The organism is Bacillus sp. B-jedd (assembly GCF_000821085.1).
GTDB lineage: Bacteria > Bacillota > Bacilli > Bacillales > Cytobacillaceae > Bacillus_D.
The window spans coordinates 2996505-3022967 of record NZ_CCXR01000001.1; the positions used below are offsets into that span (position 1 = coordinate 2996505).

Below are 26463 nucleotides of genomic sequence, written 5' to 3' on the forward strand. Positions count from 1 at the left end.
AATCAATTAAAATGGAGGCACTGAAATGAAGAATCCACGTATTTCAACGTTAGCTAAGAATTTGATCAATTATTCGGTACAACTGCAAAAGGGCGAAAAAGTACTAATCGAGAACTTCGGGCTTCAGCGTGAACTTGTGGCGGCGCTTGTTAAGGAAGCGTACGAGGCCGGAGGATATCCATTTGTCCTATTAAAGGACCATCAAGTTGACCGCGCCTTGCTGATGGGAGCCAAGGAGGAACAATATTCAATGATGGCGGATTTTGAAGCGGCTGTCATGAAAGAGATGGATGGTTATATAGGTCTTCGTTCTGGCGATAACATTAACGAACATGCAGATGTCCCCGATGATAAGATGAAAATACACGGAAAGACCATCGGCAAGAAGGTCCATCGTGATATCAGGGTGCCAAAGACGAAATGGGTTGTCCTTCGCTACCCGACTTCTTCGATGGCCCAGCTTGCAAAAATGAGCACAGAGGCGTTTGAAGATTTTTATTTTGACGTATGCAACCTTGATTACAGCAAAATGGATTCAGCCATGGACAGCCTTGTCAACTTGATGGACAAAACAGATAAAGTGCGGATTACCGGTCCCGGAACCGACCTCTCCTTCTCAATCAAGGACATTCCCGCCATCAAGTGCGCCGGCCGGCTGAATATTCCTGATGGCGAGGTTTATACGGCCCCTGTCCGTGATTCTGTAAACGGAGTAATTACCTACAATACACCTTCGCCTTACCAGGGCTTTACTTTCGAAAATGTGAAGCTAACATTCAAGGACGGGAAGATTGTAGGAGCGGAATCGAATGACTCCGACCGGATCAACAAGGTGTTTGACACAGATGAAGGCGCCCGTTACATCGGCGAATTTGCGATTGGGGTCAATCCGTATATCCAGCATCCGATGCAGGATATTTTGTTTGACGAAAAAATAGATGGAAGCTTCCACTTCACCCCTGGTCAGTGTTATGATGACGCGTTCAATGGCAACCATTCAAACATCCACTGGGATATGGTCAATATCCAGCGTCCTGAATACGGCGGCGGTGAAATATATTTTGATGACGTCCTCATCCGCAAGGACGGGAAGTTTGTCGTGCCGGAGCTAGAAAAATTAAACCCTGAAAACCTAAAGTAAATTTCAATACTCGAGTAGAGCCACATAGCAAAAGGATGCAGGTCCCGCCTGCATCCTTTTCCATTTACGCGCTATATGCTTTTTCGTATGCTTCCTGGAATTTTTGGATATCACCAGCGCCCATGAAAATAATGACGCTTCCCTGGTGGCCCTGGAGGATTTTTGTACTCTCCTCTGAAATTACTTCCGCACCGCCAATCTTCTCTTCCAAATCCTTAATTGTCAGTTTTCCATGGTTTTCACGTGCTGACCCGAAAATGTCGCAAAGATAAACTTTATCCGCTTTACTCAGACTGTCAGCGAATTCCTGTAGAAATGCCTGTGTCCTTGTGAACGTATGCGGCTGGAAAACAGCGACAATTTCTCTGTGAGGATATTTTTGTCTGGCCGCATCCAGGGTTGCCTTGATTTCGGTCGGATGGTGCGCATAGTCATCGATAACTGTCTGGTCGCCCAACTGTTTTTCAGAGAATCTGCGCTTAACCCCTTCGAAACTCAGCAATTGCTCCTTCACAATCTGGACATCGATCCCTTCATAATGGCACAAGGCAATGACAGACAGCGAATTCAGGATATTGTGATCCCCGTAGGTAGGGATTGAAAAAGTATCAAAGTAAGTATTCCGGACAAAAACATCAAAAGTTGTCCCATCCGGGCTCTTGTTTATATTTCTTGCCTGGAAGTCATTGTCTTCTCCAAAGCCATAGAATAGGACAGGAACTTTTGCTTGTATTTTTTGGAGCTGTTCATCATCCCCGCAAGCAAAAATCCCTTTTTTGACCTGAAGTGCCATTTCCTGAAACGCGGAAAAGACATCTTCAATATTTGCGAAATAATCAGGATGGTCGAAATCAATATTCGTCATGATTGCATAATCCGGAAAGTATGAGAGGAAATGCCTTCTGTACTCACATGCTTCAAATACAAAATAGGCGGCATCCTTTTCACCTTTCCCAGTCCCATCACCAATCAGATAAGAGGTAGGCTTAGCCCCTTTCATGACATGCGCCAGCAGTCCGGTTGTCGATGTCTTCCCATGAGCGCCGGTAATTCCCACACTTATAAAGTTTTGCATAAATTCGCCTAAAAATCTGTGGTAGCGGATGACTTGCAACCCTATCCTCAATGCTTCCTGGATTTCCTCATGCGTGTCAGGAAAGGCATTGCCGGCAATGACAACCATGCCTGGTTTAATATTTTCTTTTTGAAATGGAAGGATCTTTATTCCAGCTTGTTCAAGAGCCTGTTGGGTAAAAAATCGCTTTTCGACATCGGAGCCCTGCACTTCGAAATGCATATCATGGAGTACATGTGCAAGTGCACTCATTCCGGATCCCTTGATCCCCACCAAATGGTAAATAGTCATATAAAGAACCTCCAACAAACTTCTTTCTGTAAATCAGTATATGACAGGATGCGGCGATTGCTAATTGGAAAAACCTGCCGCAGTCATGCTTCCTGAAACGATATTATTGAATTATATCATGTTTGCATTGTAAACACGAACTACTATTATTTACAGTATCCTCCAGAAAACGGATATCATACTAATCAATAGTGCGCCATGCTGGCTTCTTGGAATGATTCCAAGTCGGCCTCGGAAATCAGCACATCCCTCGGCTTGCTGCCTCTGGCGCCTGAAATGAACCCGGCTTCTTCCATCATATCAATCAGTCTCGCCGCACGGTTATAGCCGACCTTGAAACGCCGTTGCAGGCTTGAGGTCGAAGCACCGCCCTGTTCAATGACAAACTCGCACGCCTCGTAAAAAAGCTCATCTTCTTCTTCGGTTACTTGCGCTTTTTTCAGAAGTTCTTCTTGTTCAAATAAATAGTCAGGTTCCCTCTGCTCTCTCGCAAAAGAAACAACCTGATCGATTTCAGAGTCAGAAACAAAGGTGCCCTGCAGCCTGACCGGCTTTGAGGACCCATTTTCAAGGAACAGCATGTCTCCGCGCCCAAGAAGCCGCTCTGCTCCAGATATATCAATGATTGTCCTTGAGTCCACCTGTGAAGAAACAGAAAATGCTATCCTTGTCGGCACATTCGCTTTAATCAATCCTGTGATAACGTCAACAGAGGGCCGCTGGGTGGCAATAATTAAATGAATGCCGCATGCCCTTGCTTTTTGAGCAATTCGGCAAATAGCCTCTTCAACGTCAGCCGGCGACATCATCATCAAGTCCGCCAACTCATCAATAATGATGACAAGATACGGCAGCTTATCCGAATATCGCTTCGTTTCTAGAGCAAGTTCATTGAAACGGTTAATATCACGGACACCGGCATGAGCGAACAGTTCATACCTCCGTTCCATTTCATCCACCGCCCATTTTAGTGCTGCAGTGGCAGCCTTTACGTCTGTAATGACTGGGCTGACGAGATGGGGAATCCTGTTATAGGGCGCCAATTCAACCATTTTAGGGTCAATGAGCAACAGCTTCAAGTCTTCCGGACTTGCTTTATAAAGCAGGCTGACGAGGATCGAGTTGATGCAGACACTCTTTCCTGACCCGGTGGCCCCTGCAATAAGGCCATGGGGCATTTTCTTAAGATCGGTGACAATCGGATTTCCGGAAATATCAAGCCCAAGGACAGCCGTTAATGGAGATGAGCTTTCCTCGAAAGGGCTGCTGCCGATAATTTCACTAATGAGCACAGGCCGTGATTTCGGGTTCGGCACTTCAATCCCGATAGTATGTTTACCGGGTATCGGCGCTTCAATGCGGATATCACGGGCAGCCAGGCTCAATTTAATATCATCAGATAAATTCGTTACTTTATTCACTTTTACGCCCGGTTCTGGATGAACCTCGAACCTTGTAACTGATGGCCCCTGGGTAACATTGACAACTTTTGCGCCGACATTGAAATTAAACAACGTCTCGTCGAGCATCCGCTTCCGCTCCTCCAGCCAGGCGGGATCTCCTTCGGCCTTTATTGGCGGTTTAAGAAGCTCAACCCCGGGGAACTGATAGTCGTCGTCCCGGTCAAGTCCAACTTCTGGCGCGCTGGTTTCCTGTACCTTCGGCGCTTCTTTTTGGACACTGTTGAAGCGAGGCGGGTTTTCCCATGCTTTCTTTTGTTCGAGCTTCCTCTTATCCTGCTTCAGCATAAGGACGTTGAAAGGGAGGTGGGAACGTTCCTTTTGAACGCTGGCAGTTGTAGCCTCTGCAGCTGGTTCCTCAACAACTGCAAGCTCATCCATTTCAGGGGAGCCCTCCATTATTTTTTCCAGGGCTCCCGTCAGGATTTCATCATCCCTTTCGGATTCCTCCACTGTTACATCTGCTACGATAGCATCCACTTGCACGGAATCAGGACCATTATCCTCGCTTATTAGTCCGTTTTCGATATGAAAAAGAGGTTCTTCCGAAACGGAATGAATATCCTCCACGGCTGAGATATGTAGTTCCACCTGCCGCCCTGCCTCCAGAACTTCTTTTTCACCGACGGCCATTTCATTGCCTTCATTCAAATGAACAAAGGATGGAGTTGGCAGGTCATATTGTTCCTGAATCGTTTCCTGAAATGTGCCCTGAACCTTATCCAGAATCGGTTCAGGAAGAAGGTCTGTCTGGATATCCTGTCGGGATGTTTCCTCATCCACATTTGGAATATCAATTACACTTACTGGTTCTGCTGCGATCGGATCGGTTGGCTCTAAGGTGTCGGCTCCCATAAACCCGCTCAATTCATATTCAACATCTTCAACTTTTTTTATTTTAGCAAAGCCATAAACGGGGGACGGTATGTCGGTTGGTGTGAACGGCCTGACTTTCTTGGCGGGCCGTTCATCTTTCTTATGATTGTGTTCGCTCCTCCGGGGATCAAGAGGTTTATGCTTCTTCTCCGGGACGGCATTCCTCTGTTCTCGCCGCGGTATTGCTTCATCCGGAATGAGCGGGAAACGGAAATTTCCTTTGGGATACTCATAAGCAACCCTGACATCTAGTTCTTTATTGGATCCTCTTTCCCTTTCACGGGGCGCGGACTCTATTTCAACCTCATAATCTTGTTCAGTGCCTTTCAGCAGTTTTTGGTACAAACTCTTAAAAAAACTCAAATCTATCACTCTTTCCCAAAACTTCTTCTATCTATTTTATCAGTAATTCGCAAAACTTCGACAGGATTCATCGAATTTTAATAAAAAAATACGCGAATAGTCCATTGGTCACATATTTGGGGAAGAGGCAATTTTACTAGGTTAGGTTAATGGGCGCCTGGGCCTTTTGACCGGTTTGTTTTTGCCAAGAATAAAGATGGGCTCCAACTCGCCATTTTCAAACAGGAAGGACAGGGCTGTTACCGGCACTTTCCCATCCGCAAAAAAACTCATCGCCATCTGTGCAAGCACATCATATCCTGTATCGTTGCGGATATCAGCAATGATCAATACGTCCTGGTGCGGGATCGCTAATGCCATCGTTCCTGTAATACGGTCCTGCATTTCCATCAGGAACCCTTTGTTCAGGACCCGGCTGGCATCATAGCCGTCCTTTGTGTTAAGAAAATAAAAGACATTTCCTGCCACAGAATCCTCTTTAACAGGCGTAGGAAGCGACCTGACATTAAACATTGCCATCTCCCTTACCTGCTCCGGACTCCAACCTTCTTTTTGCAAAAGCCTGGAATCAATCAATCTATAGGATTTACCCATATCATACGCATAATATATCCGAGTTTCCGCGGTGTGTTCGTCTGTCAGGAACGGATTCCCCTCTTCTGGCTCAACCGGAAAAGACGCGGAACGGATGATCGGGAAAATTTTCTTTTCCCCGCCAGCCATCATCGGCTCGCTGTCCATCGCCTCCAGTCCCTCTTCTATGTAATAAACTATTTCGTCAATCGCTTTCTCTTTATGTTGGTGCCACCTTGCGACAATTCCTGCCAGTGACAAAGTTATGCCTTTATTGGTTGCTTCGCTTTCAATCCTCAACTCATCTTTATCACGGTTATAGGAGAATGTCCGGCCTGGCTTCGAAAGTCTTTCTTCAAGAGTTATTCTCATCTTCCGGCTATCCATTTTCATTTTACTGTCCTCCAATATATCATTTGCCTTTCCCGCTTAAATACATTACAAAAAAACTCCATCTCCGTAAAGAGATGGAGAGTGAAGCATTTAACGAAGGCCTGTCATAAAACCCGCGATTTCTTCAGGAGTCTTCCTGTCCTTGCTGACAAACCGCCCGAGCTCTTTCCCGTTTTCAAAACCAATGAAGCTTGGGATTCCAAATACATCCAGCTGTTGGCAAAGGTCAATGAACTTGTCCCTGTCCACGTAAACAAACGTAAACTCTTTGAATTTTTCTTCAATATCGGGTATGACTGGTTCAATCACTCTGCAGTCCGGGCACCAGTCAGCCGAAAACATGAATACATGTTTCCCCGACTCTTTCATTTCCTCAAATTGTTCGATGGACTCTAATTGTTTCATCTATATTCCTCCCGTTTCACTAGATCGCATCTATCATTTCTAATCATATCAAGCCGGATTCAGCTGGTCTAATTCTACGTTCTCAATACACATTATATACTTCCCCAGATTGGAAAAAACCAAACAGAAAAGCGGAAGGCCTTGGCCGCCATTCCGCCTTCATTCTTTATTTTTTGAATTCAACCGAGCTCGCAATTTGCATTAAAGTTTTCGCTTCTTCATCCAGGCTGCCCGTCTTTGTTTCTGTGGTAACTTTTACCCCTCCGACTCCCGCCGTAAGGATGTTCATATCATCTTCAAGCCTTTCGATGAGGAGGTAGCCCAGTTTTCCATTGCCTTTGAACTGTTCATTTGTTTCCAGTTCTTCGTATTGGGCAACAGAAGCTTCATAGACAACCTCACTATCTTTCTTCTCATTCTGGTTGTAAAAAAGAATGTATTTTTTTGATCCATTCTTTAATATCAGATTGTTCGGCTTCTCGTCTTTAATTTCAAAGCCAAAAGGCAAGTAAAATTCGATTTCTTTAGTATTTTTGTTAGTTTCCTGTTTCTTGTCTTCAAAAGATGCTTTTGTTGCTTCGACTGCTTTCCTGCTTTCATCCTCAAAGGACACTTTGCCACACCCTCCAAGTATAAGGGCTGAAAGCAACAGGACTAAAGACCCCTTCAAAACGCGTTTCATCATTTTCCCTCCCGGCGGTATCCGCAAAATCGATATGCCCGCCAGGTTAGCAGAGCAGGATGAAGAAGGTGTCGAATTTTGCGATACAGACGACAAAATTTTTAGTCTCTTCTTCTATCATACTCCCGCGCGAGTGGACTGACAACCCTTCTTTTTGCCAGCGATTGGTGGAATTCAGAGGGTAAATCGGTTATTTTTTCTATATTCATATTGGCCGGTTAAAAGCTTCGTCACATGGGTAAACATCTCAGCCCTGCTGATTTTCCCATTTGTAAATACTCCTATTGCCCCTTCTGTTTTACGAATATTCTTCCTTTCGGTAAAATCATCCATTACAGGACCAAGTTCCCTTCCTGCCAATAGCTTGCCGGCTATTTCATCAGGAAGCGGGATTCTCGCCCCGCCCGCGATTATTGGCGGAAAACCTTCCTCGACGAGCGCTCCCCAGTTACAAAGAAACAGGCCGTGCTTTGTGGCATGCACGCCTCCTTCAAGGCCGATTCCAATATCTCCATTCCCTTCCTCGAGTGCCGCCCGGGCCCTGTTTATCGCGCCTGCAATCGCTTCTTCATCCGAAAAAGGCTGGGCGGAAACTCCCGAAGGAACATCCAATGAGATAAATTCGATTGTTTCCTCTGTTTCTAAAGCATCCTTCACCGCAGATATCTTTGCAGGATTTTTAGATCCGATTACCACTTTCATACTGAACCTCCGATAACATCATGATGTAGTTTCCCAGAATATAAAGCTTGGCAAAACACATGAGGCCTTCGCGATTGTTTGCGAAGGCCCCTAATTAATGCGTTACCCAACAATATCTGACCTTGCGATTCCATCCTTAGCTGCTGGATTTAATCGTTTCTACTGTTGTCTTGTCAAATGCCTTGACGAGTTTTATAACCAATTCCTTCGCGGCCGCGTAATCATCCACGTGCATGATGGATGCATGTGTATGGATATAGCGGGCACAAATCCCAATCACAGCGCTTGGTATGCCTTCAAGTGATGTATGCACCCGGCCGGCATCGGTTCCGCCCGGTGATACGAAAAATTGATATGGTATATCGTTGGTTTCAGCCGTATCGAGAATGAATTCCCTCATACCGCGGTGTGTGACCATTGTTCGGTCCAGAATCCGTAAAAGAGTCCCTTTCCCGAGCTGTCCGAACTCCTCTTTATTCCCTGCCGCGTCATTGGCCGGGCTGGCATCAAGTGCCAGGAAAAGATCCGGCCTGATCAGGTTGGCCGCTGTCTGCGCGCCGCGAAGGCCGACTTCCTCCTGGACTGTCGCACCTGAAAAAAGTGTATTCGGAAGTTCAGTTCCATGGACCTCCTCAAGCAATTCGATAGCAAGTCCGCATCCATAGCGGTTGTCCCATGCTTTTGCCAAAATCTTTTTCGGGTTGGCCATCGGGGTGAACGGGCAGATTGGGAGGATTTGCTGGCCGGGCCGGATGCCGGCCTTTACGGCATCTTCCTTATCATCTGCACCAATATCGATCAGCATATTTTTAATTTCCATCGGCTTATTCCGTTTCGTTTCATCCAATAGATGAGGCGGTATGGAACCAATCACGCCTGTCACCGGGCCTTTTTCAGTGATAATCTGGACCCGCTGGGCAAGCAGCACCTGGCTCCACCAGCCGCCAAGAGGCTGGAAGCGAATCATTCCGTTTGAAGTGATTTGTGTAACCATGAAGCCGACTTCATCCATATGCCCCGCTACCATGATTTTAGGATCGTCGGCTTTACCTTTTCTTACACCGAATATACCGCCCAGATTATCCTGGATCAATTCATCGGATACAGGCGCAAGCCGCTCCCTCATATACTCTCTTACGGCGTGCTCATTTCCCGGAGCGCCAGGCAGTTCGGTCAAATTTTTGAAAAGATCTAATGTTTTTTCGTTCATCGTACCTCTCCCTTGTCTGTAAATGAATCAAATTTATGTACATGATTATAGTTTACAGAACTTTGATGTTTGTTGCCAATCTGTAAAACGAATCATTACGACATCGTGTAAAATCTGGGATATACTATACTAGAAGAGATCGTTAAACCTCATTTAAAGGGGCGGATGTAATGAATTGGAAAGCATTTTGGCTAGGCGCTGCAGCGGGGGCGGCGGGGGCTTACGCGGTAAATACAGTGGTTTCCAATAATCGGGATGTTCCTGCCCAGAAAGTGTTGAACCATGCAAAGGAGCAATTTCGGCTTTCCGGCCCTGTTAATGGCTCCTGGATTCACATGGAAGCTGTGCCGTACGATAAAAATGGCATTCAGTACCGGGTTTACAGGGGAGGCATCACCAGGACTTCACCGAACCTCGAAGATTCAGGCGAGCAATATGAATTTGTTGCTGACGCCACCACCGGCACCATTCTTGATGTTTATCGATTATAACAGGAAAGTGAAAGGAGACTGCCTTATGCGCCAGTCTCCTTTCACTTTACCTGATGCGTTTTACACTTTCAGAAATCTGCCCCTGATTGTCCCATTTCACGGCCCGGTAGAAGGCATCGTGATAAAATGTAAACCAGGCTTCCTTATGCATCCCATTGTTGATCCATTTCTGTTTGGCGAAAATGGAATCCATCGGGTAATCGTCATATGCCAGGACCCAAAGCGGATTCAAGTGGGCATGCGTCGGCATCAGGTCGGCCATATGGACGGCCATTTCCCCGCTATCCTCAATCACGATGATAGAATGTCCATCACTGTGCCCGCCGGTATGAATCATTGTAAACGGTCCTTGCTTCCATTCTGTTTCAAACGTTTCGACTTGTCCCTCAATCGCTTCCCAGTTCTCTTTCCAGTATGTATTTCTTGAGCGGATATTCGGATTCTTCATTTCCTCCCATTCAATTTTGGAGGCGATAATTTTCGCATTCGGGAACACGGATGAATAAGTCCCCTCCCGATCAGGCTTCGTCAGCCCGCATGCATGGTCAAAATGAAGATGGGTCATCAGGACAAAGTCAATATCTGCCGGAGCCAGATTATATTTCTTAAGACATACCTCCAGCTCGGATTCCTCCGTTGCCCCATAATTCCTTATTTGCTTTTCCGTCAGTTTGCCGTTCCCCATACCTGATTCAATCAAATAGTTTTTCCCGCCATGCTGGATCAAAATGGGGTCCGACCGCAGTTCTATTTGATTTCTTTCATTGCACGGATATTTTTTCTCCCATAATGGCTTTGGCACAACACCGAACATTGCCCCGCCATCCATATGGGTTACCCCTCCCTTTAGCCAGACAAGCTCAAAGCTGCCGATTTTCAACCGCTCCATTAACATCCCTCCTCTTCTTGCTTTTTCCATATTACCACTAATGAAAGCCGATTTCCGTTTTCATACTCATATAAAAAAGGCATTCACCCGTAGATGAATGCCTTTTACTTAAGTTCTGTATTTCACTTCACATCTGTATATTCGGTTCCCTTTCCCAGAGAATTTCTCCTCATACTCAGTCATGATATTCCCTTCAACTTCGCTGTTGTGGAGATCCAGGCTTACGTCCTTGAGCAGCATCCCGTACTCGGAGAAACTAACTAGCGAGTATTCAAACAGTCCTTGGTTATCAGTCTTGAAATGTATTTCCCCGCCATCGGCCATGATTTGCTCATACAGAGACAAAAAGCTTTTATAAGTTAGCCGCCGTTTTTCATGCCTCGTTTTCGGCCACGGATCAGAGAAGTTCAAAAAAAGCCGGCTGACATCATTTTTTGCAAAATAAGAAAGTAGGTCTGCCGCATTGGCGTTCAAAAGCTTTACATTTGGCAATTCGGCGTCGATTAGCCGGTCAAGGGCTGATGCAAGGACCCCCTGATGCAGTTCTATGCCCAAATAATTGATGCCTGGATTTGCTTCTGCCATTCCGGTAATGAATCTGCCCTTTCCGGTACCTACTTCAATATGGAGAGGATTGTTATTCCCAAACACTTCATTCCATTTGCCTTTATGCTCTTCCGGGGATGCGACCACATATTGTGGATATTGCCGGATTTTCTCGCCGGCCCATGGTTTATTGCGAAATCTCATCAGTGACACTCCTATTTTCAAATATAAAAGCCTGGATGCCGTTTATCGCAGCGGCTCCCGAAGCAGAATAATTCCCATTTAAACACTTTCTTAGTTTTAGCACGAACTCTCTGCTCTTGCAACCCGTCCGCGCAAATTCCTTTGAATAAACAACAAAGGGAATCCATAACCTAGACATGGATTCCCACTTTTACAGTATAGGAAGAAAGGATTGAAAAACGATGCCATTAAGTACCCGCGACCAGGCAGCCGTCCTGAAAGATATTTTAACGAATCATCTGGATGACTGCTGCGGCTCGGTTGCCGAATGCGAACAGTTGGAAAGGCTTGTCAAATCGCTGATGGTCAACACCGGCATAAACGAAAATGTCAAAGGGATTCTTCAGGAAATCTATCATTACGGCCAGCGTGGCGCCCAAAGCGCCGACTTGGACGCGCATATTGAATCCCATCAGGGTCATCTGACAAATTGGGTCAATGATATTGGCCAATTGACATCTGAACTATAAAAGGCCGGCTAAAAAGCGGTCCCACTTTTCCATTTCCTTCTCTCGGCCTTTCAACATATGCCATTGCACGGATTCGACTGTCTGGGCGGCGACATGCCATTTCATCCGAAGTCTCAGCGAACTGGTCAGTTTAATGCCATAACGGCCCAGCCAGCCTTCCCAGTTGTCCTCAGGAATGTACCAGTTCAGGAGCATCCCTAGGTCAATTGCTGGATCCCCGACCATCGCGCCGTCCCAGTCAATTAAATATAGCCGGCTATCTTCACCAAGAAGCCAGTTATTATGATTGAGGTCACAATGGCAGACTACCTGCTCGCCACAATGCACATTCCCTGCTTCCTTCTCCAAAAAAAGAAGCGCCTCCCTGACCGAGGGAAGTTCAGCCACCCGCGAATCCAGGCCTTCCTTAAGCTTTTGCAGCATTTTTTCAGGCTGGACAGGCGTTTTGCCCATTCGCAAAAGCATTGACAGAAGCGGTTTGGATCTATGGATTTTTTTCAGGAGCTTCGCTACACGCTCATCACACATTTCCGCCGGCTGGAGCTCCCGACCGCGCTTCCATTGCTGGGCGGTAATGACATCGCCGTTCTCAAGCCTTTTTGTCCAAACAAGTTTTGGAACAATTCCTTCAGCAGATAATACAGCCAGAAAAGGCGAAGAATTCCTTTTCAAAAAAAGCTGCTGCTCATGATGCCTCGCAAAAAAAGCTTTTCCCGTGGCTCCCCCGGCGGGGGTTATTTCCCAATCTTCCCCTAATATATAGTCCAAAGTAAGTCACCTACATTATGTCCGGCCGCCATCGGTCTTTGTTTCCGGATCTATTTTGCCAAAGTCATAGTTGATATGAGAAAAGTCGAAGCGCCCGTTTAGCGCATAAGGACCGAAGTACACTAAGCGCTGGGCGCCAGAGATGAATTGCAAAAACTTGTTTAGAGTTATCACAAAGTTCTACTTTATAATTTGGTAAGAAAATAAAAGACAGCTATTGTCAGTTTCTATCCAATAGCCATCTTTTAAATTTTAGCTTCTTTCGCCAATTTTCGTCAAGGGGATGCGGGAAGAAAAACAAGATATTGGATTATTTTTTCACGAGCACCATAAGACTTACAGGTTCGGAGACAGCCTTTTCTCCATTTTGGACGGCTCTTAGCGGTACAGACCCGGCCTGAATGTCATCGGCAATGACTTCCCAATCACCAGGCGGAAGCTGGATGTAATGGATAAAGGCAGTAGGATTGACCAGCAGCAGCACCTCGCTGTTGTGGCCGCTATTTTGATAGGAAAGCCCCACCAAAGGATGTTCAAGGCCCATATCCTTTATACCCGCCTTTATACTGCTCGCTGTCCTCATCCGGAAGCACGGGTACGCTTGGCGTATTTCAATGATTCCTTTAATATATCGGACATTTTCCGGAAAGGAGGCCTTCCTTTCCCAATCAAGCATGTTCACACTGTCAGGGGACTTGTAACTGTTTCCGTCCCCTCCTTTTGTACGGAAGAATTCCTGGCCGCTATGGAGGAAAGGTATGCCCTGGGAGAGAATGACTAGGCTTGTGGCGAGACGGTGGCATTTCATTTTCAAAAGCTCGCCCGAATCCCCGAGGCATGCCTCAAGTTTATCCCAAAGCGTATGGTTGTCATGCGCTTCCACATAATTGACAGACTGGCCTGGTTCGCTGAACAGTCCAGTTCCGAATTGGAATCCAATGCTGCCTGCAATGGCCTCTTTCGCCTGCTCCGTGTATGTCCCATTTCCAAGGGCATAGCCCCGTTCATATAAATTGAATGTACTTCCTTTAATGGAATCCCTGAATCGGTCGTTGAATTGTCCTATTTCCGGAAGCCGGTCTTGGTTGCGGAGTGTCGCTTTTTCCCCCTGCGGCAGCGGGGTATTCAACTCCCAGCCTTCGCCGATGATGATCATTCCAGGCTTTAACGAATCGCAAATAGCCCGAACTTCATTTACTGTTTTTACATCCAGGATTCCCATTAAATCAAAGCGAAAGCCATCAATATTGTATTCCTCTATCCAGAAACGGATGGAATCAAGTAGGAACTTCCTTGCCATTAGACGCTCGGAGGCAATATCATTCCCGACTCCTGTTCCATCGGACGGCTTGCCAGCATCATCATAACGGAAGTAATAGCCAGGGACTATTTTTTCAAAAGAGGATTTTTCACGTATGTAAACGTGGTTGTACACGACATCCATGATCACTCTCATGCCGTTTTGGTGTATGGCTTCAATCATCGTTTTCAATTCGCGGATCCTCACGTACGGTTCGGCGGGATCGCTTGAAAAGCTTCCTTCCGGGACATTGAAATTCAAGGGGTTATAACCCCAATTGTATTCCTCATCCCTCCTGGTTTCATCAACACCTGCAAAATCATTGAAGGGAAGAAATTCGATATGCGTGATCCCCAGGTCCTTTACATAGGAAATTCCGGTCGGCTTTCCATCAGGGCCAACCGTATCCGTTTCCGCCGCTCCGATGTATTGCCCCTTGCTTTCGGCGCCGCTAGCCGGATGAATCGTAAAGTCCCTCATATGGGTCTCATAAATGACCGCATCAGCAGGATGGCTGAAAGGAGGCATGTCGATTCGCCGGACATAAGTATTTTCCAGTTTCGCTACTACGGCCTGAGCACCATTCGCCGTCACAGCGACCGCGTAGGGGTCGACTGCTTCCCGCCAATTTTGGTCAATGGATACCATATACGTATATCTGAATCCTTCAAGTTCACGGTCCATTTCAACTGACCAGACGCCTTTTTCCTTTCTGCCCATTTTAATGAGCTCGAAATGTTTGGCTCCCGGGGGAAACAGCTTCAGCTTGACCAGCGTAGCGGTCGGAGCCCATACGTTAAACGTTGTCCCCCCATCCTTGCAAACCGCACCCAAATCATTGCCGTTATAAAAAAAATGACTGTCAAATTCAGCGGTCCGGACGACTTCTCTGATTTGCACCTCAGCCCTGCTCCCGCTGCTGCTGATTACCCAATGCTCAGTCCCGAATAAATAGTCACCGGCAAACCCGCACTTCAGCTTAAGGCATCCATCTTCGGGGTGCCGATCCTTGATTTCAAGCATCGCCTCACCTAATTTATTGTGCAAGGTGAAATCAATCTCATCTGCCAGATCCATGGTGAGGGGAATCTGTAAAGTGATGGCGTTCATTCCATCAAGATATGCTTGAAATTTTGCGTGTTTATCAGCCATTCGCCTCACCCCTCATCTGTGTATTTTCATTCATCAGCCTTTTCGACAAAACTCCCACGGATCCAGGAATAGCCTTTATCTTTTCCCGGGAACTCATGCCTAGGTATTCACCATCCGCATGTATATGCAAAAGCGGAGATGAGGTAAACGTAATTTCTTTTCCCTTGAAAGTTCTGACTTCTTTGAAGTATATATGTTTCCCTCCGAAAACACTCATAAACACGAGCAGGAGCTTGGCTTTGGACAGTTTGTGGACAACCGTTATATCCAGTTCCCCATCATTCGGTGACGCTTCCGGGGAAATGATCATCCCGCCGCCATAGTAAGGCTGGTTCGACATGGTCACAAACCAAACCTTTTCAAAAACATGGCGCTTCCCATCGATTGTTAATTCAATCGTACTGCGTTTATATGTAAACAGTTCTTTAAGCAATATATAGACATAGACCAGCTTGCCGAGCGAGAGCTTGTTGAAGAATCCCTTCATTACGGACTCGTTGGCCTTTTTTGAAACGAGTGCGTCAAACCCGATGCCAGCGCTATTGATGAACAAACGGCTGCCGCCATTAATTGAGATGCTCCCACAATCAACATATGCGGGTTTTGCTTCTACTAAACCGAGCATTTCAACAAGTGCATCATTGGCGCGCGGCGGCAAGCGGAATCCTCTGGAAAAGTCATTGCCCGAACCGCCAGGAATGAATGCAAAGGAAATATTTCTTTTATCGCCAATCCCGTTCAATACTTCATGGGCTGTGCCGTCCCCGCCTACCGCTACAATGACCGCCGGCCTGCCGGCTGCCAATTCCACCGCTCTCAGCGCAAGCACCGCACCATGGCCCGGATAATCCGTAAAAAAAGCTTCATAGGAGATTCCCAGCCCGGCAAGCTGTTCGTCAACTTCCTTCCAAATCCTCCGGCATTTTCCATTCCCTGCCTTGGGATTAACAATAATATAAATAAGTTTCATGCGCCAACCCCGTTCCCCCGATGTTCTTTCTCTATATTATTTCCACACTCAAAGCCTGAACTGCTTCACTGGATCATACTTTGGGACCCTGTCCATATTAGTCCGATAAAGGACAACCTCATCCAGCAAAAAGCGACGCAATTTCAGCATGTCGTTTGATGAACCATCAAAAGGCTCTTCTCCCTGCCAATTCCTCGCCAGAGTCAAATGCGGCGCAAACGGCCGCGTCTCCAACTGAAAACCGGCTTTTTCACATGCCTGAAATACCCGTGCCCTGAGGTTGTTTAATTCTTCGCTTTTGTTCAGCCCTGCCCAAAAAACTCTTGGCTGCTCTTTGCGGCCGAACGTCCCGAGCCCCGTTATTTCCATCTCGAACGGAGCATAGCCATGGATGGCCTCGCCTACAAGCCGGCAAGCCATATCAAGTTTTTCCTCCGGCGCTGCTCCCAGGAAAGCGAGGGTAATATGGAGATCCTCATGGTGCACCCAGCGACGGAAAGGAAATTGCTGCTTCAGTTCTTCCATGTTATCTTTCATTGCTGCCTTTATTTCATCCGGAATGGCCGCTGCAAAAAAGTAATGGCTCATCGTATCATCCTTTTACACTATTTTAGCAAAACATCCTTTTCTTAGAAGGTTTATTTCCATCTTATCAAAAATAATGGCTGCCCATACAAGTACGGGTAGCCACAACAAAGTTTATATATTTTACAATCGATAGCAGCCTACCTGCTGAACGCCAGTTTTCCGCATTGCCTTTCGATTTCTTCATCAAACAATTTTTGAAGCTGTCTTGTCACTGGTCCCGGTTTTCCGTCCGCGACAGGCTTCCCTTCAAGTTCCACAATCGGGGTCACTTCGGATATGGTGCTGAGAACGATGACTTCATCAGCACTTTCCAGTTCAGCTAAAGTGAATTCCTTTTCGATAAACGGAATGTCATTCGCTTCGCATAATTGCGCCAACATCTGCCTCGTAATACCGTTCAGGATGAAATTGTTTGCAGGATGTGTAATGACCGAACTGTCCTTGACGATGGCAATATTCGAGGAGCTTCCCTCGGTCACTCTTTCATCCCTGTGAAGGATGGCCTCGTAGCAGCCCGCTTCGGCGGCTTTTTGTTTTGCCATGATATTCCCTAGAAGGTTCAAGCTCTTAATGTCGCAGCGGAGCCAGCGGATGTCATCGGTCAGGATGGTTTTCACGCCGGACTCGAAGTTCGCCTCAGGCCGTGGCATGTCCCTGGTGTAGGCAACGAGTGTCTGGGCTGTGCCTTCTGGCGGGTATGCATGGTTCCGCGGCGAGACGCCCCTTGTTACTTGCATATAGATGATGCCAGTCTCAAGGTTGTTTTTTTCAATAAGTTTCGCAAATAGCTCATCTAGCTCCTGGATGGTCCATCCTAGTTTAATACCAATTTTTTCGGCGCTTGCTTCGAGTCTTTCAAGATGTTCTTTAGCTGTGAACATTTTTCCGTTATAGACGCGGATGACTTCGTAGACGCCATCGCCAAATTGGTAACCCCTGTCTTCTACATCGATGCTTGCTTGTTGGCGGGAAATGAATTCCCCGTTTAAGATTACGTATTCCATTTATTTACCTCCGTCTATTCTTCCCTGGCAAGTTCATAGATTGCCTGGGCGTAAATTGCTGCTGATCTAAGAAGATCGTCGATAAACATGTATTCGTCCTTTTGGTGGGCGACATCTGGGCGGCCCGGGAAAAGCGGCCCGAAAGCGACGCCTGATTTAAGGGACCTGGCGTAGGTACCGCCGCCGATAGCGAGCAGTTCCGCCTTTTCGCCAGTTTGTTCTTCGTAGACTTTCTTCAATGTTTGGATGAGAAAATCACTTTCATCGACATGATGCGGATCCGAGTTTGTGAATTTGCCAATCTGGAAGCCATTTTCGTTTATGGACGGCATCAATTTCTCTTTTATTTCGTCAATCGTTGCTGAAAATGGATAACGAAGGTTCAAGCCAAGCAAGCCGCCTTGTTCCTTTGAATACGCAAGCCTTCCGACATTAATGGTCAAGTCGCCGGCGTTTTCATCGCGACAGGCAACTCCCAGGCTGTTTCCGCGTGAATCCTTGAAGAAATAGCGGGTTGCGAATTTGAAATACCTAGCGGCTTTTTGATCAGTTTCTAGCGTTGAGATAAACTCGGCTAGATAAAGGCCGGCATTTTTTCCATGTTCGGGCTCCATGCCGTGGGCGGAAACTCCCTTGACTTCAAATACAGTGTTTCCGGCATCGACATAGACATTTTTTTCGAGGCCATGCTCGTCCATGCAATCCATGAACTTTTGCATGATTTCCGTTTCTCCGCTATGTAAAAGAATTTCTGCCCTTGCATAATCGGGAACCATATTGTATCTTCGGCCGGATTGGAATTGAAGCACCTCTACTTGAGGCTGGCCATTGTCTTCTGGCTGGGATGGATCCTGAGTAAGATCAAAGTCGGCAATGCCCTTTTCCGCATAAATTATAGGGAAATCCGCATCAGGAGCAAAACCAAGGCTTGGCATTTCCTCTGTTTCGAAATACCGGTCCACACAGCGCCAGTTGCTTTCCTCATCTGTCCCAATGATCATCCGGACGCGTTTTTTTAGTGGCAGGCCAAGTTCGCTGATGATTTTCATCGCATAATAGGCGGCCATTGTCGGACCTTTGTCATCCAGCGAGCCGCGGGCAAAAATCTTTCCATCGCGGATTTCGGCGGAGTATGGATCGCTTGTCCATCCATCGCCTTCAGGGACTACATCCACATGGCAGAGAATGCCGAGGAGTTTTTCTCCTTCGCCCATTTCAATATGGCCGGCGAGGTTATCGGTGTTTTTTACCGCAAAACCATCTTTTTCACCCAGATTAAGCATAAAATCAAGGGCTTCCTTAATTCCTTCTCCAAGCGGGGCTTCTGCTGAAACCTCTTCTTCATCAAGGACACTTTTGATCTGCAAAAGCTTCTGGGTATCCTCGATCAGCTCGGTCTTTCTTTTTTCCACTTCTTCAAGCCAATTAATCTTTTCCACAAGAAAACCTCCCATTTTAGTATATGGGAACTTCCCATCATCACAGATTTTCTGTATGGGATTAATCTTACCAGTATTTTTTTGAAAAACGAAGTGTTTAGAAAAAAAGTTTATGCCTAAAGTGTAAATATACGGAAAATTGAATTTAATTGGCATATTCTTTTAAAATTGGTGAATAGATTAGATAAACAGTATATTTTTATAGGAAATCCGAATATTTGTCACATAAATATGGTTAATATTTTGTAAATTTTATAAATAGTATGGAATTCTTCGGAAGTTAGGGATACAATTAGTACAAATAGTTTACAGTAAGGATTGAAAGGGGTAGCCAAGGGAAAGATTTTTTGAATCCAACCAGCCGCTGTCAGCAGGATATGCCATTGGTTTGAAAACTGGATAGGGAGTGGTTTTGTGAAACCTTCAACTAACCGTATGTTAAACCGCATCAAATGCATCTACTTGTTCATCTCCAAAAATGGAACCGTGTCAACTCAGGACCTAGTAGAGGAATTCGGCATCACTCCTCGTACCATTCAACGCGACCTAAACGTCCTGGCCTATAATGACCTTGTCAAAAGCACAAGCCGTGGCAAATGGACCACCACACAAAAGAAAGTAAAACTAACCTCCTAAAAACAAACCGCGCACCTCAACCGCGCTCCACAAAAAGCAAACAACTTTGCCGCCCGTGAATGGGCGGCATTTTTATTTTTTGGGGACAGAGTGTTGCCAGGTCAAGGCAGGGGGACGGTTCAGGCGCTTCTTCCGAGAGCCGAAGAAGCAGGGAACGGTCCCCCTGCTTCTTTTGTAAGGCAAAATATGATGATAATGATTTTAAGACCCATCATTCCTTCTCAAAGTATTCATGATCGAGTGAATCAATAATTGACTCCAAGGAGTAAAAGTTTTCAATTTTCATTTTTTCATCCGTACCGGGTTCTGTGTAATTTTTCTCTATGTATGCGAGCCACTCGGCTTCCAACTCGTTTACATTTTTGCCATAAACCTCGTGCAGCCTTTCTTCAAGGCTATCCTTGTTAAAAATCTTTTCGAATTTTTCCAAGCCATATTTATCAATCAGATGTGTTACGAAAGAGCCGGCTTGATAATAACTCAATTGCATAAGAGCAAAATTAGCTCGTGGATTCGGACCCGCCGGCCTGAAGAATTCAACATCTGTCTCTCGGTCCGTCAGCTTCTTTAATGGAATCGTCTTGGATTTTCCTATAAAATACTTCATCATTTTATGGGCGGGAAAATTGTCTTTTCCCCATTTATTTTCCATGTAGACTCCAAACCCTTCCTGGGTCAGAAAGCCTCTGCTTACATCGAAATTATCCCCGTAACCCAATAAAGTGTGCGTCATTTCATGGACAAGAGGATACTTGCCGTACCGGACCCCGTATAATTTTATTTTATCCCTGAACCCCCATGAGTAATCCTTGCCTGGGAAAAGAATGATTTCAATCTCATTCGATGGAATATAATCCGTTTTTATAGATTGCTGAATTACTTTATAGGCGTTTGATATCTCCTCTTCAAGCATCTTCACCTGAGTTTGGGGCACGTTGGCATTATTTATGATTTTGAAAGTCACTATACCATCATCTGAAACAACCAAATTTTCCACGTTCTCTTCCTCGGCTTTTACCTTGGCTGGCTTTTCATTCATTTGGTCGTCGGTAAAGCCCGCGACCAAAAAGGCAAGCAAAGCTGTGCAGAAAACATTTTGCCTAATCGCATTCTCCCCCTCTAATAACAATTTACATATTATTACAGTTAATGTTATCGAAGACTTTTCATTCGGGCAAGGTAATTGAGCATTATTACTGGGAATATTACTAAAACCCCTCTCGCCCTTTATCCGGGAACACAAATCCAACAGTCAACGTCCGCCAAAATAAAAAAGCCGGTGGAAGCACACGCCTTCCCCGGCCGTTTCACGTTATGGTTGATAATCCATTAGCATTTCGATTTCTTCTTCCGTCAGCTCGCGGTACTCGCCCAGCTCAAGTGTTTCATCGAGCTGTAGCGGCCCCATTGTCATCCTCTTCAGGTAGACGACCCGCTTGCCGACCGCCTGGAACATTCTTTTCACCTGATGGAATTTACCTTCAGTAATCGTCAATTCTATATCTGACATCAATCCTGATTTGAGGATGTTCAATTCCCCCGGCTTTGTATGATAGCCGTCATCAAGGGTGACCCCTTCCCGAAATGCTTCAACATCAGCATTCGTTACTTCGCCCTCGATGACAGCGAAATACGTTTTCGGCACATGTTTTTTCGGTGAGAGCAGCCTGTGGGCCAGCTGGCCATCGTTTGTAATGAGCAGCAGCCCTTCTGTGTCCTTATCGAGCCTGCCAACCGGAAATGGCTCATAAACCTGGTCGTCGATCTCGAGCAAATCAATGACCGTTTCATCCCGGTTGTCTTCCGTCGCGGACAGGACGCCGGGCGGTTTGTTCATCATCAAATAAATGAATTCCTTGTATTCAATAACATCGCCGTTCAAGGTGACGACATCCTTTTCAGGGTCGACATGCTGCTTCGGATCCTTGACGAGCTTTTCATTCACTTTGACCGCACCGACTTTCAGGAGCTTCTTCACTTCTTTCCTGCTCCCAAAGCCCAGATTGGCCAGCATTTTATCAATTCTCAAATCGTCCCCTCCTGTTTCAGGGATATTTTTGCAAAATACAGTGAAGCTTCAATCAGTGGAGGTTTACCACTGATTGTTAGTCGCAATTCAACTGCGCAATCTCAGTTTGCCCAGCAGACGGTCTACCTTTTCTCCAAACAAAAAATAAATGAGCTTTGTTTTAAATGAAAAGTAGAAATACACTGCTCCGCCGGCAAGAGCGCTCACCAGAATGATGATCAGAGACTGAAATTCTTTCGTTGGTGATAGAAACCCTGTCAGCAACTTGTACACACCAGCCGAAGCCGCAAGCATTAACCCGCCGAATATAACGATGAGCAAACTCCTTCGGACAACAAGCCGGAACTTATATTTAGAGAATACTTTAATGACAATTAAATTGATGAGAATTGCTGCCCCGTACCCAAGTGAAGTCGCTAATATTGCACCATCCGTTTGCAACAGCTTAATCAAAGGGATATTCAGCACCAGTTTTACTAGAAGACCCGTCAACAGGCTGAGGATGGTCCACTTTTGCTGATTAATGCCCTGCAAAATGGCAGCCGTGACCGAGTAGAGCGCAAAGAGAATTGCGACTGGCGCGTACATGCGCAGCACTTCCGTCCCCAGGTCCATAGGGCCGTAGAAAACCGTATAAAATGGTTCAGCCAACAGGGAAAGGCCGGCCGCAGCAGGCAACGTCAAGAACAGGAGCACCTGGAATGTTTGGTTCAGCTGCCTGTTCAGGCTCTTCCGGTCATTTTCCACAAACGCCTTTGTAATACTTGGGACCAGTGTAAGGGAAAAAGCCGTTGCCAATGAAACGGGAATGATGACAAGCTTGTGAGATTGGAAATTCAGGATTGAAAAGGCATCACTAGCAGCCTTTTTGCTTGTCCCGATTGCAGTCATCGCCCGCTCAAAGGTTAGCTGATCAATGAACTGGAATAGGGGATTGGCAATACCAACCAGTACAAAAGGTGCAGCGTAAATCAATATTTCTTTGTACATGTCTTTCAGGGAGATATCTACTGTCCCTTTGTCATTTTCCAAAAGTTCATCAAGTCCCGGTTTTCTCTTAAACCAGTACCAGCCGAGGACAATCAGCCCTCCAATTGCACCTATAAACGCAGCAAATGTTGCGACCCTTACTGCATCTACCGTGTTACCATCAAGAATATTTAAAATAATATAGGCTCCGGCTATGACAAAAACAATCCTGACAATCTGCTCGACAACCTGAGAAACCGCTGAAGGCCCCATTGATTGGTGGCCCTGGAAAAAGCCGCGGATCATACTCATAAAAGGAACGACTATTAGGGCAAAAGAAACTGCGCGTATGACAGTTGTGATATCTTCTGCAGGTAGATCCTTCCCAGTCGAAAGCAGCGGTGCTGAAAAATAAAGGACCAGGAAGGCAATGATTCCTGTGCACATCATCACAACAAGACCAGACTTAAACAGCTTTCTGCCGACTGCATATTCTTCAAGCGCGTTATATTTGGCGATGAATTTCGACACTGCCAGTGGAATCCCCGCTGTGGCAATGCTGATAAATATTGTATAAGGTATATAAGAATACTGGTAGAGCGTTGTTCCTTCAAGTCCGACGATCCTTGTAAACGGAATAACATAAAATAAGCCAAGCATTTTGGAAATCATCGTACCGAGAGTGAGGATAAACGTTCCCCTAATTAGCTGCTTTGATGACATAATATCCCTTCTTCTTTCAACAATATATGTTTACTCGCCCAGTCAAAAGGCAAGCAATTTTTGAAAACGCAAGCTTGAAGCCAAAGCGCGCAGTGTCAGGCCAATTGAGTGAGGCACTGGAACCGTCACATGTTCCATGCACCTCCGCGCACTAATTAGTAGTGTACCTTTCTTTTCCCCGTTTCGCTACTGGGACTCCTGTGTTTTCGATTTTTTTCGTGTTTGTTCCCTTTCTTCCCATGGCGGCAGTAAAATGTTTATAATAAGACAATAAGTTTACCACAAATTTTGTCTAATAAAGTTGGTGTTTTTAATGAATTATGATGTGATTGTCATCGGAGGCGGTCCGTCGGGGCTAATGGCGGCCGCGGCTGCCGGGGAGAAAGGCGCACGTGTCCTTTTGATCGATAAGGGCGACAAGCTTGGCAGGAAGCTTGCCATTTCTGGCGGCGGCCGCTGCAATGTAACGAACAGGCTGCCCGTTGACGAAATCATTAAGCATATACCTGGAAACGGCCGGTTTTTATTCAGTGGCTTCTCCATTTTCAGCAACGAGGACATTATCGCCTTTTTTGAAAGTCTGGGAATCCAGCTTAAAGAGGAAGACCATGGCAGGATGTTCCCTGTCACCGACAAAGCGCAGTCTGTTGTCGATGCCCTGCTCGGAAAGCTGGAGAAGCTGAACGTAAAAACCGTTACAAACTCGCCAGTTAAGGAATTAATTTTCGAGGATGGCCGTGTAAAAGGCGTGCTTCTTGCGAACGGAAAAGAGATAACAGGAGGTGCGGTCGTTGTCGCTGTCGGCGGGAAGTCCGTGCCGCATACCGGCTCGACCGGGGACGGGTATGCCTGGGCTGAAAAAGCCGGCCATACAATCACCGACCTTTATCCTACTGAAGTTCCAGTCACCTCTACCGAAGGCTTTGTCAAAAAGAAGGTACTTCAAGGGCTTTCGCTACGGGATGTGGCTGTCAGCGTTTTGAATCCAAAAGGCAAGCCGCTCATCACCCATCGGATGGATATGCTTTTCACCCATTTTGGCGTAAGCGGTCCTGCTGTCCTTCGTTGCAGCCAGTTCGTTGTAAAAGCGTTGAAGAAGGGGAAAGAAGTCTCGATGCAAATCGATGCATTGCCGGAAAAAAACGGTGAAACTCTCTTCCAGGAAACGCTGGCGTCCATAAAAGCCGAGCCCAAAAAAGCAATGAAGAACTTGTTGAAGGGCCTTTTGCCGGAAAGATATCTTTTATTCCTGCTTGAGCAATCTGATATTGATCCTGGTGCTGCCGCCACTGAAATATCCCACGAGAGGATCCGGGCTTTTTGCCAGCTGTGCAAGGGGTTTACCTTTAAGGTGAACGGCACATTGCCGCTTGAAAAAGCTTTCGTCACCGGCGGCGGGGTCTCCGTAAAGGAAGTTGAACCTCAAACGATGGCCTCGAAAAAGATGGACGGGCTATATTTCTGCGGGGAGATTCTTGATATCCATGGCTACACAGGCGGCTACAACATAACCGCTGCTTTTGTTACCGGAAGACTTGCTGGCGGAAGCGCGGCGGAATATGCCGCCAGTAGCCGCTGAGTTCATAATTAAAAAAGGAGCATCCAATTTTTAATGGTGGATAGCTCCTTTTATTATTCAAAATAGAATTCACGCCCTATAAATGACCATCGCCGAAAAACAATAAATCTGTTCGTCTTCATCTTCCTGCATGGCTGCGACGTTGTATTTAATATCCAGCAGCTTCTTTTCGTCAAGCTCTTTCAAAAATTTATTCATATCGGTCTCTAGATCGGCTTCATGCTCTTTATCGAAAAGTTTAACTTGAATCATCTGCTCAACCTCCTCTTCACTCGAACAGTTTTGCCAAAATTCCAACTCTTTAAAACAAGTTCGTTGGATAAGCGTTTATTTTTGAGGGAACCTAAGCAAAAAAGGAGGCTGTCAGCATGGCGAGACGCAATAAAATTCTGGTGCCGGAAGCAAGGCAGGGGCTTGATGAGTTGAAGGCAAAAGTAGTTGGCGCAAGCCGCCCTGAAGAGGCCAAGTTCGAAGCCGCGAAGGAAGTCGGCGTTCCCCTTGAACGCGGCTACAACGGCCGGATTGCCGCGGAAGATGCCGGCAAGGTCGGCGGCAGGCTTGGCGGAAGCATGGTGAAGGAAATGGTAAGGATGGCAATGGAAAATATGAAGAAAAATTAATATAAAGACCTCCGCCAACAAAACGAGGCGGAGGTCTTTTGGCTATTCTATTCGCCCGCACGACGAGTTTTTCACTCATAAGGTCGTTGAGAACGTTCCTATTCGACCGGACGATGAATTTTTCGCTCTTACGGGCGTTGAGAACGTTTCTATTCGATCGCACGAAGGATTTTTTACGCTTACGGGCGTTGAGAACGTTCCTATTCGACCGCAGAACGATTTTTTCCGCGCTGCGGTCGAATAGAACGCCAGCAGTTCTTCCCTAATCTAGAAATTTACCTCCACATCGCCTTCCCACTCGAGCATGCCGCCTTCCATGTTCGTCACCTTGTAGCCATGCTGCTTCAGGTAATGGCAGACATTGAAGCTGCGGCCTCCGGAGCGGCAGATGAAGATATATTCCTTGTCACTGTCCAACTCATCAAGCCTGGCTGGAATGTCATTCATTTTAATATGCTTCGCTCCGGGAATCATCCCGTAAGCGACTTCCTCATCTTCCCTAACATCAATCAGCTCGAGTTTTTCACCTGCATCAAGCTTTTGCTTCAATTCATCAGTAGTAATCGTTTTAATATCTCCCATACGTCCACCCCTTTGTCAAAAACATCCTCCGGTTGCCCGGAGGATGCTGGATTGTTTTTCAAAATTAGTTTCCCATATTCGATGGTTTTCAGCCAGGAATTTGTGCTGATGAACTTTAACCCTTGGCGACCGTATCTAATAAAAAATAGTTGCGCGGGCGTCAATAGTCTTTCTTAACGACCGTATCAAATAAAAATCAGTTGCGCGGGCGCCAATAGACTTTCTTGGCGACCGTATCAAATAAAAATCAGTCCCACGGGCGCCAATAGACTTTCTTGGCGACCGTATCAAATA

Annotated in this window: 26 protein-coding genes; 6 read left to right on the forward strand and 20 right to left on the reverse strand. The window is 46.2% G+C overall.

From position 1 onward, the window contains the following. The first annotated feature begins 25 nt into the window (after positions 1–25). The gene (locus BN1002_RS14915) at positions 26–1141 is read left to right on the forward strand and encodes an aminopeptidase (protein ID WP_048826110.1); all 1116 of its coding nucleotides are present in this window, start codon (positions 26–28) and stop codon (positions 1139–1141) included. A gap of 64 nt (positions 1142–1205) precedes the next feature. Here the strand turns inward: BN1002_RS14915 and murC are convergent, their stop codons facing one another. From murC to BN1002_RS14950, 7 genes are all read right to left on the reverse strand, one after another. Next, positions 1206–2507 carry a UDP-N-acetylmuramate--L-alanine ligase gene (gene murC, locus BN1002_RS14920; RefSeq protein WP_048826112.1) on the reverse strand — a complete coding sequence of 434 codons (1302 nt, stop codon included), beginning with the start codon at positions 2505–2507 and terminating at the stop codon, positions 1206–1208. 185 nt (positions 2508–2692) lie between these two features. Then, positions 2693–5206 carry a DNA translocase FtsK gene (locus BN1002_RS14925; RefSeq protein WP_052445649.1) on the reverse strand — a complete coding sequence of 838 codons (2514 nt, stop codon included), beginning with the start codon at positions 5204–5206 and terminating at the stop codon, positions 2693–2695. 141 nt (positions 5207–5347) lie between these two features. Then, positions 5348–6172 (reverse strand): DUF1444 domain-containing protein, encoded by an 825-nt coding sequence (locus tag BN1002_RS14930; protein ID WP_048826114.1) that lies wholly within the window; start codon positions 6170–6172, stop codon positions 5348–5350. Positions 6173–6262: 90 nt separating this feature from the next. Next, complete coding sequence (locus tag BN1002_RS14935) at positions 6263–6577, reverse strand: thioredoxin family protein (protein ID WP_048826115.1); 315 nt, start codon at positions 6575–6577, stop codon at positions 6263–6265. Between the two features lie 166 nt (positions 6578–6743). After that, entirely contained in the window at positions 6744–7262 is a 519-nt protein-coding gene (locus BN1002_RS14940; RefSeq protein ID WP_148362791.1) for a hypothetical protein, read from the reverse strand. A gap of 171 nt (positions 7263–7433) precedes the next feature. After that, on the reverse strand, positions 7434–7961 hold the full coding sequence (locus BN1002_RS14945; RefSeq protein ID WP_048826119.1) for a DUF84 family protein: 528 nt from the start codon (positions 7959–7961) through the stop codon (positions 7434–7436). 136 nt (positions 7962–8097) lie between these two features. Then, entirely contained in the window at positions 8098–9171 is a 1074-nt protein-coding gene (locus BN1002_RS14950; protein WP_048826121.1) for a M42 family metallopeptidase, read from the reverse strand. 170 nt (positions 9172–9341) lie between these two features. Between BN1002_RS14950 and BN1002_RS14955 the strand changes: the two genes are divergently transcribed. Next, positions 9342–9662 carry a PepSY domain-containing protein gene (locus BN1002_RS14955; RefSeq protein ID WP_048826123.1) on the forward strand — a complete coding sequence of 107 codons (321 nt, stop codon included), beginning with the start codon at positions 9342–9344 and terminating at the stop codon, positions 9660–9662. A 46-nt stretch (positions 9663–9708) separates the two neighbouring features. Here the strand turns inward: BN1002_RS14955 and BN1002_RS14960 are convergent, their stop codons facing one another. Then, positions 9709–10551 (reverse strand): YtnP family quorum-quenching lactonase, encoded by an 843-nt coding sequence (locus tag BN1002_RS14960; protein ID WP_048826125.1) that lies wholly within the window; start codon positions 10549–10551, stop codon positions 9709–9711. 108 nt (positions 10552–10659) lie between these two features. Continuing rightward, complete coding sequence (trmB, locus tag BN1002_RS14965; protein ID WP_048826127.1) at positions 10660–11301, reverse strand: tRNA (guanosine(46)-N7)-methyltransferase TrmB; 642 nt, start codon at positions 11299–11301, stop codon at positions 10660–10662. Between the two features lie 221 nt (positions 11302–11522). Between trmB and BN1002_RS14975 the strand changes: the two genes are divergently transcribed. Further along, positions 11523–11810, forward strand: coding sequence for a YtzH-like family protein (locus BN1002_RS14975; protein ID WP_048826131.1), 288 nt, complete (start codon positions 11523–11525; stop codon positions 11808–11810). Here the strand turns inward: BN1002_RS14975 and BN1002_RS14980 are convergent. The 6 genes from BN1002_RS14980 to pepV all read right to left on the reverse strand — a co-directional run bounded on the left by BN1002_RS14980 (position 11805) and on the right by pepV (position 19031). After that, a complete protein-coding gene (locus tag BN1002_RS14980) occupies positions 11805–12578 on the reverse strand; it encodes a phosphotransferase family protein (protein ID WP_048826132.1) in 774 nt (257 codons plus the stop codon). The two genes, BN1002_RS14975 and BN1002_RS14980, sit on opposite strands and share 6 nt — an antisense overlap. Positions 12579–12888: 310 nt before the next feature. Then, positions 12889–15030 (reverse strand): type I pullulanase, encoded by a 2142-nt coding sequence (gene pulA / locus BN1002_RS14985; protein WP_048826134.1) that lies wholly within the window; start codon positions 15028–15030, stop codon positions 12889–12891. Continuing rightward, positions 15023–16000 carry a diacylglycerol/lipid kinase family protein gene (locus BN1002_RS14990; protein ID WP_048826136.1) on the reverse strand — a complete coding sequence of 326 codons (978 nt, stop codon included), beginning with the start codon at positions 15998–16000 and terminating at the stop codon, positions 15023–15025. The genes pulA and BN1002_RS14990 overlap by 8 nt, the downstream gene beginning before the upstream one ends. 48 nt (positions 16001–16048) lie before the next feature. Beyond that, the gene (thpR, locus tag BN1002_RS14995) at positions 16049–16588 is read right to left on the reverse strand and encodes an RNA 2',3'-cyclic phosphodiesterase (RefSeq protein WP_048826138.1); all 540 of its coding nucleotides are present in this window, start codon (positions 16586–16588) and stop codon (positions 16049–16051) included. A 137-nt stretch (positions 16589–16725) separates the two neighbouring features. Further along, positions 16726–17592 carry a D-amino-acid transaminase gene (dat, locus tag BN1002_RS15000; RefSeq protein WP_048826140.1) on the reverse strand — a complete coding sequence of 289 codons (867 nt, stop codon included), beginning with the start codon at positions 17590–17592 and terminating at the stop codon, positions 16726–16728. Between the two features lie 14 nt (positions 17593–17606). Further along, complete coding sequence (pepV, locus tag BN1002_RS15005; protein ID WP_148362792.1) at positions 17607–19031, reverse strand: dipeptidase PepV; 1425 nt, start codon at positions 19029–19031, stop codon at positions 17607–17609. Between the two features lie 414 nt (positions 19032–19445). Between pepV and BN1002_RS23380 the strand changes: the two genes are divergently transcribed. Beyond that, positions 19446–19667 (forward strand): DeoR family transcriptional regulator, encoded by a 222-nt coding sequence (locus BN1002_RS23380; protein ID WP_082036251.1) that lies wholly within the window; start codon positions 19446–19448, stop codon positions 19665–19667. 211 nt (positions 19668–19878) lie between these two features. Here the strand turns inward: BN1002_RS23380 and BN1002_RS15015 are convergent, their stop codons facing one another. The 3 genes from BN1002_RS15015 to BN1002_RS15025 form a co-directional block, all read right to left on the reverse strand. Further along, positions 19879–20664: a gluzincin family metallopeptidase gene (locus BN1002_RS15015; protein WP_148362793.1), complete on the reverse strand. Its 786-nt coding sequence runs from the start codon at positions 20662–20664 to the stop codon at positions 19879–19881. Between the two features lie 315 nt (positions 20665–20979). Next, positions 20980–21696 (reverse strand): pseudouridine synthase, encoded by a 717-nt coding sequence (locus BN1002_RS15020; RefSeq protein WP_048826145.1) that lies wholly within the window; start codon positions 21694–21696, stop codon positions 20980–20982. Positions 21697–21783: 87 nt separating this feature from the next. Next, positions 21784–23388, reverse strand: a complete 1605-nt coding sequence (locus BN1002_RS15025) for a putative polysaccharide biosynthesis protein (RefSeq protein ID WP_048826146.1) — start codon at positions 23386–23388, stop codon at positions 21784–21786. A gap of 313 nt (positions 23389–23701) precedes the next feature. On the opposite strand from BN1002_RS15025, the gene BN1002_RS15030 reads away from it, so the two are divergent. After that, a complete protein-coding gene (locus BN1002_RS15030; protein WP_048826147.1) occupies positions 23702–24967 on the forward strand; it encodes a BaiN/RdsA family NAD(P)/FAD-dependent oxidoreductase in 1266 nt (421 codons plus the stop codon). Between the two features lie 69 nt (positions 24968–25036). On the opposite strand, the gene BN1002_RS15035 is transcribed toward BN1002_RS15030, so the two are convergent. Beyond that, complete coding sequence (locus BN1002_RS15035; protein ID WP_048826148.1) at positions 25037–25219, reverse strand: sporulation protein Cse60; 183 nt, start codon at positions 25217–25219, stop codon at positions 25037–25039. Between the two features lie 116 nt (positions 25220–25335). On the opposite strand from BN1002_RS15035, the gene BN1002_RS15040 reads away from it, so the two are divergent. Further along, positions 25336–25587, forward strand: coding sequence for an alpha/beta-type small acid-soluble spore protein (locus tag BN1002_RS15040; RefSeq protein WP_048826150.1), 252 nt, complete (start codon positions 25336–25338; stop codon positions 25585–25587). A 267-nt stretch (positions 25588–25854) separates the two neighbouring features. On the opposite strand, the gene BN1002_RS15045 is transcribed toward BN1002_RS15040, so the two are convergent. Next, positions 25855–26169: a rhodanese-like domain-containing protein gene (locus BN1002_RS15045; RefSeq protein WP_048826152.1), complete on the reverse strand. Its 315-nt coding sequence runs from the start codon at positions 26167–26169 to the stop codon at positions 25855–25857. Positions 26170–26463: the final 294 nt, after the last annotated feature.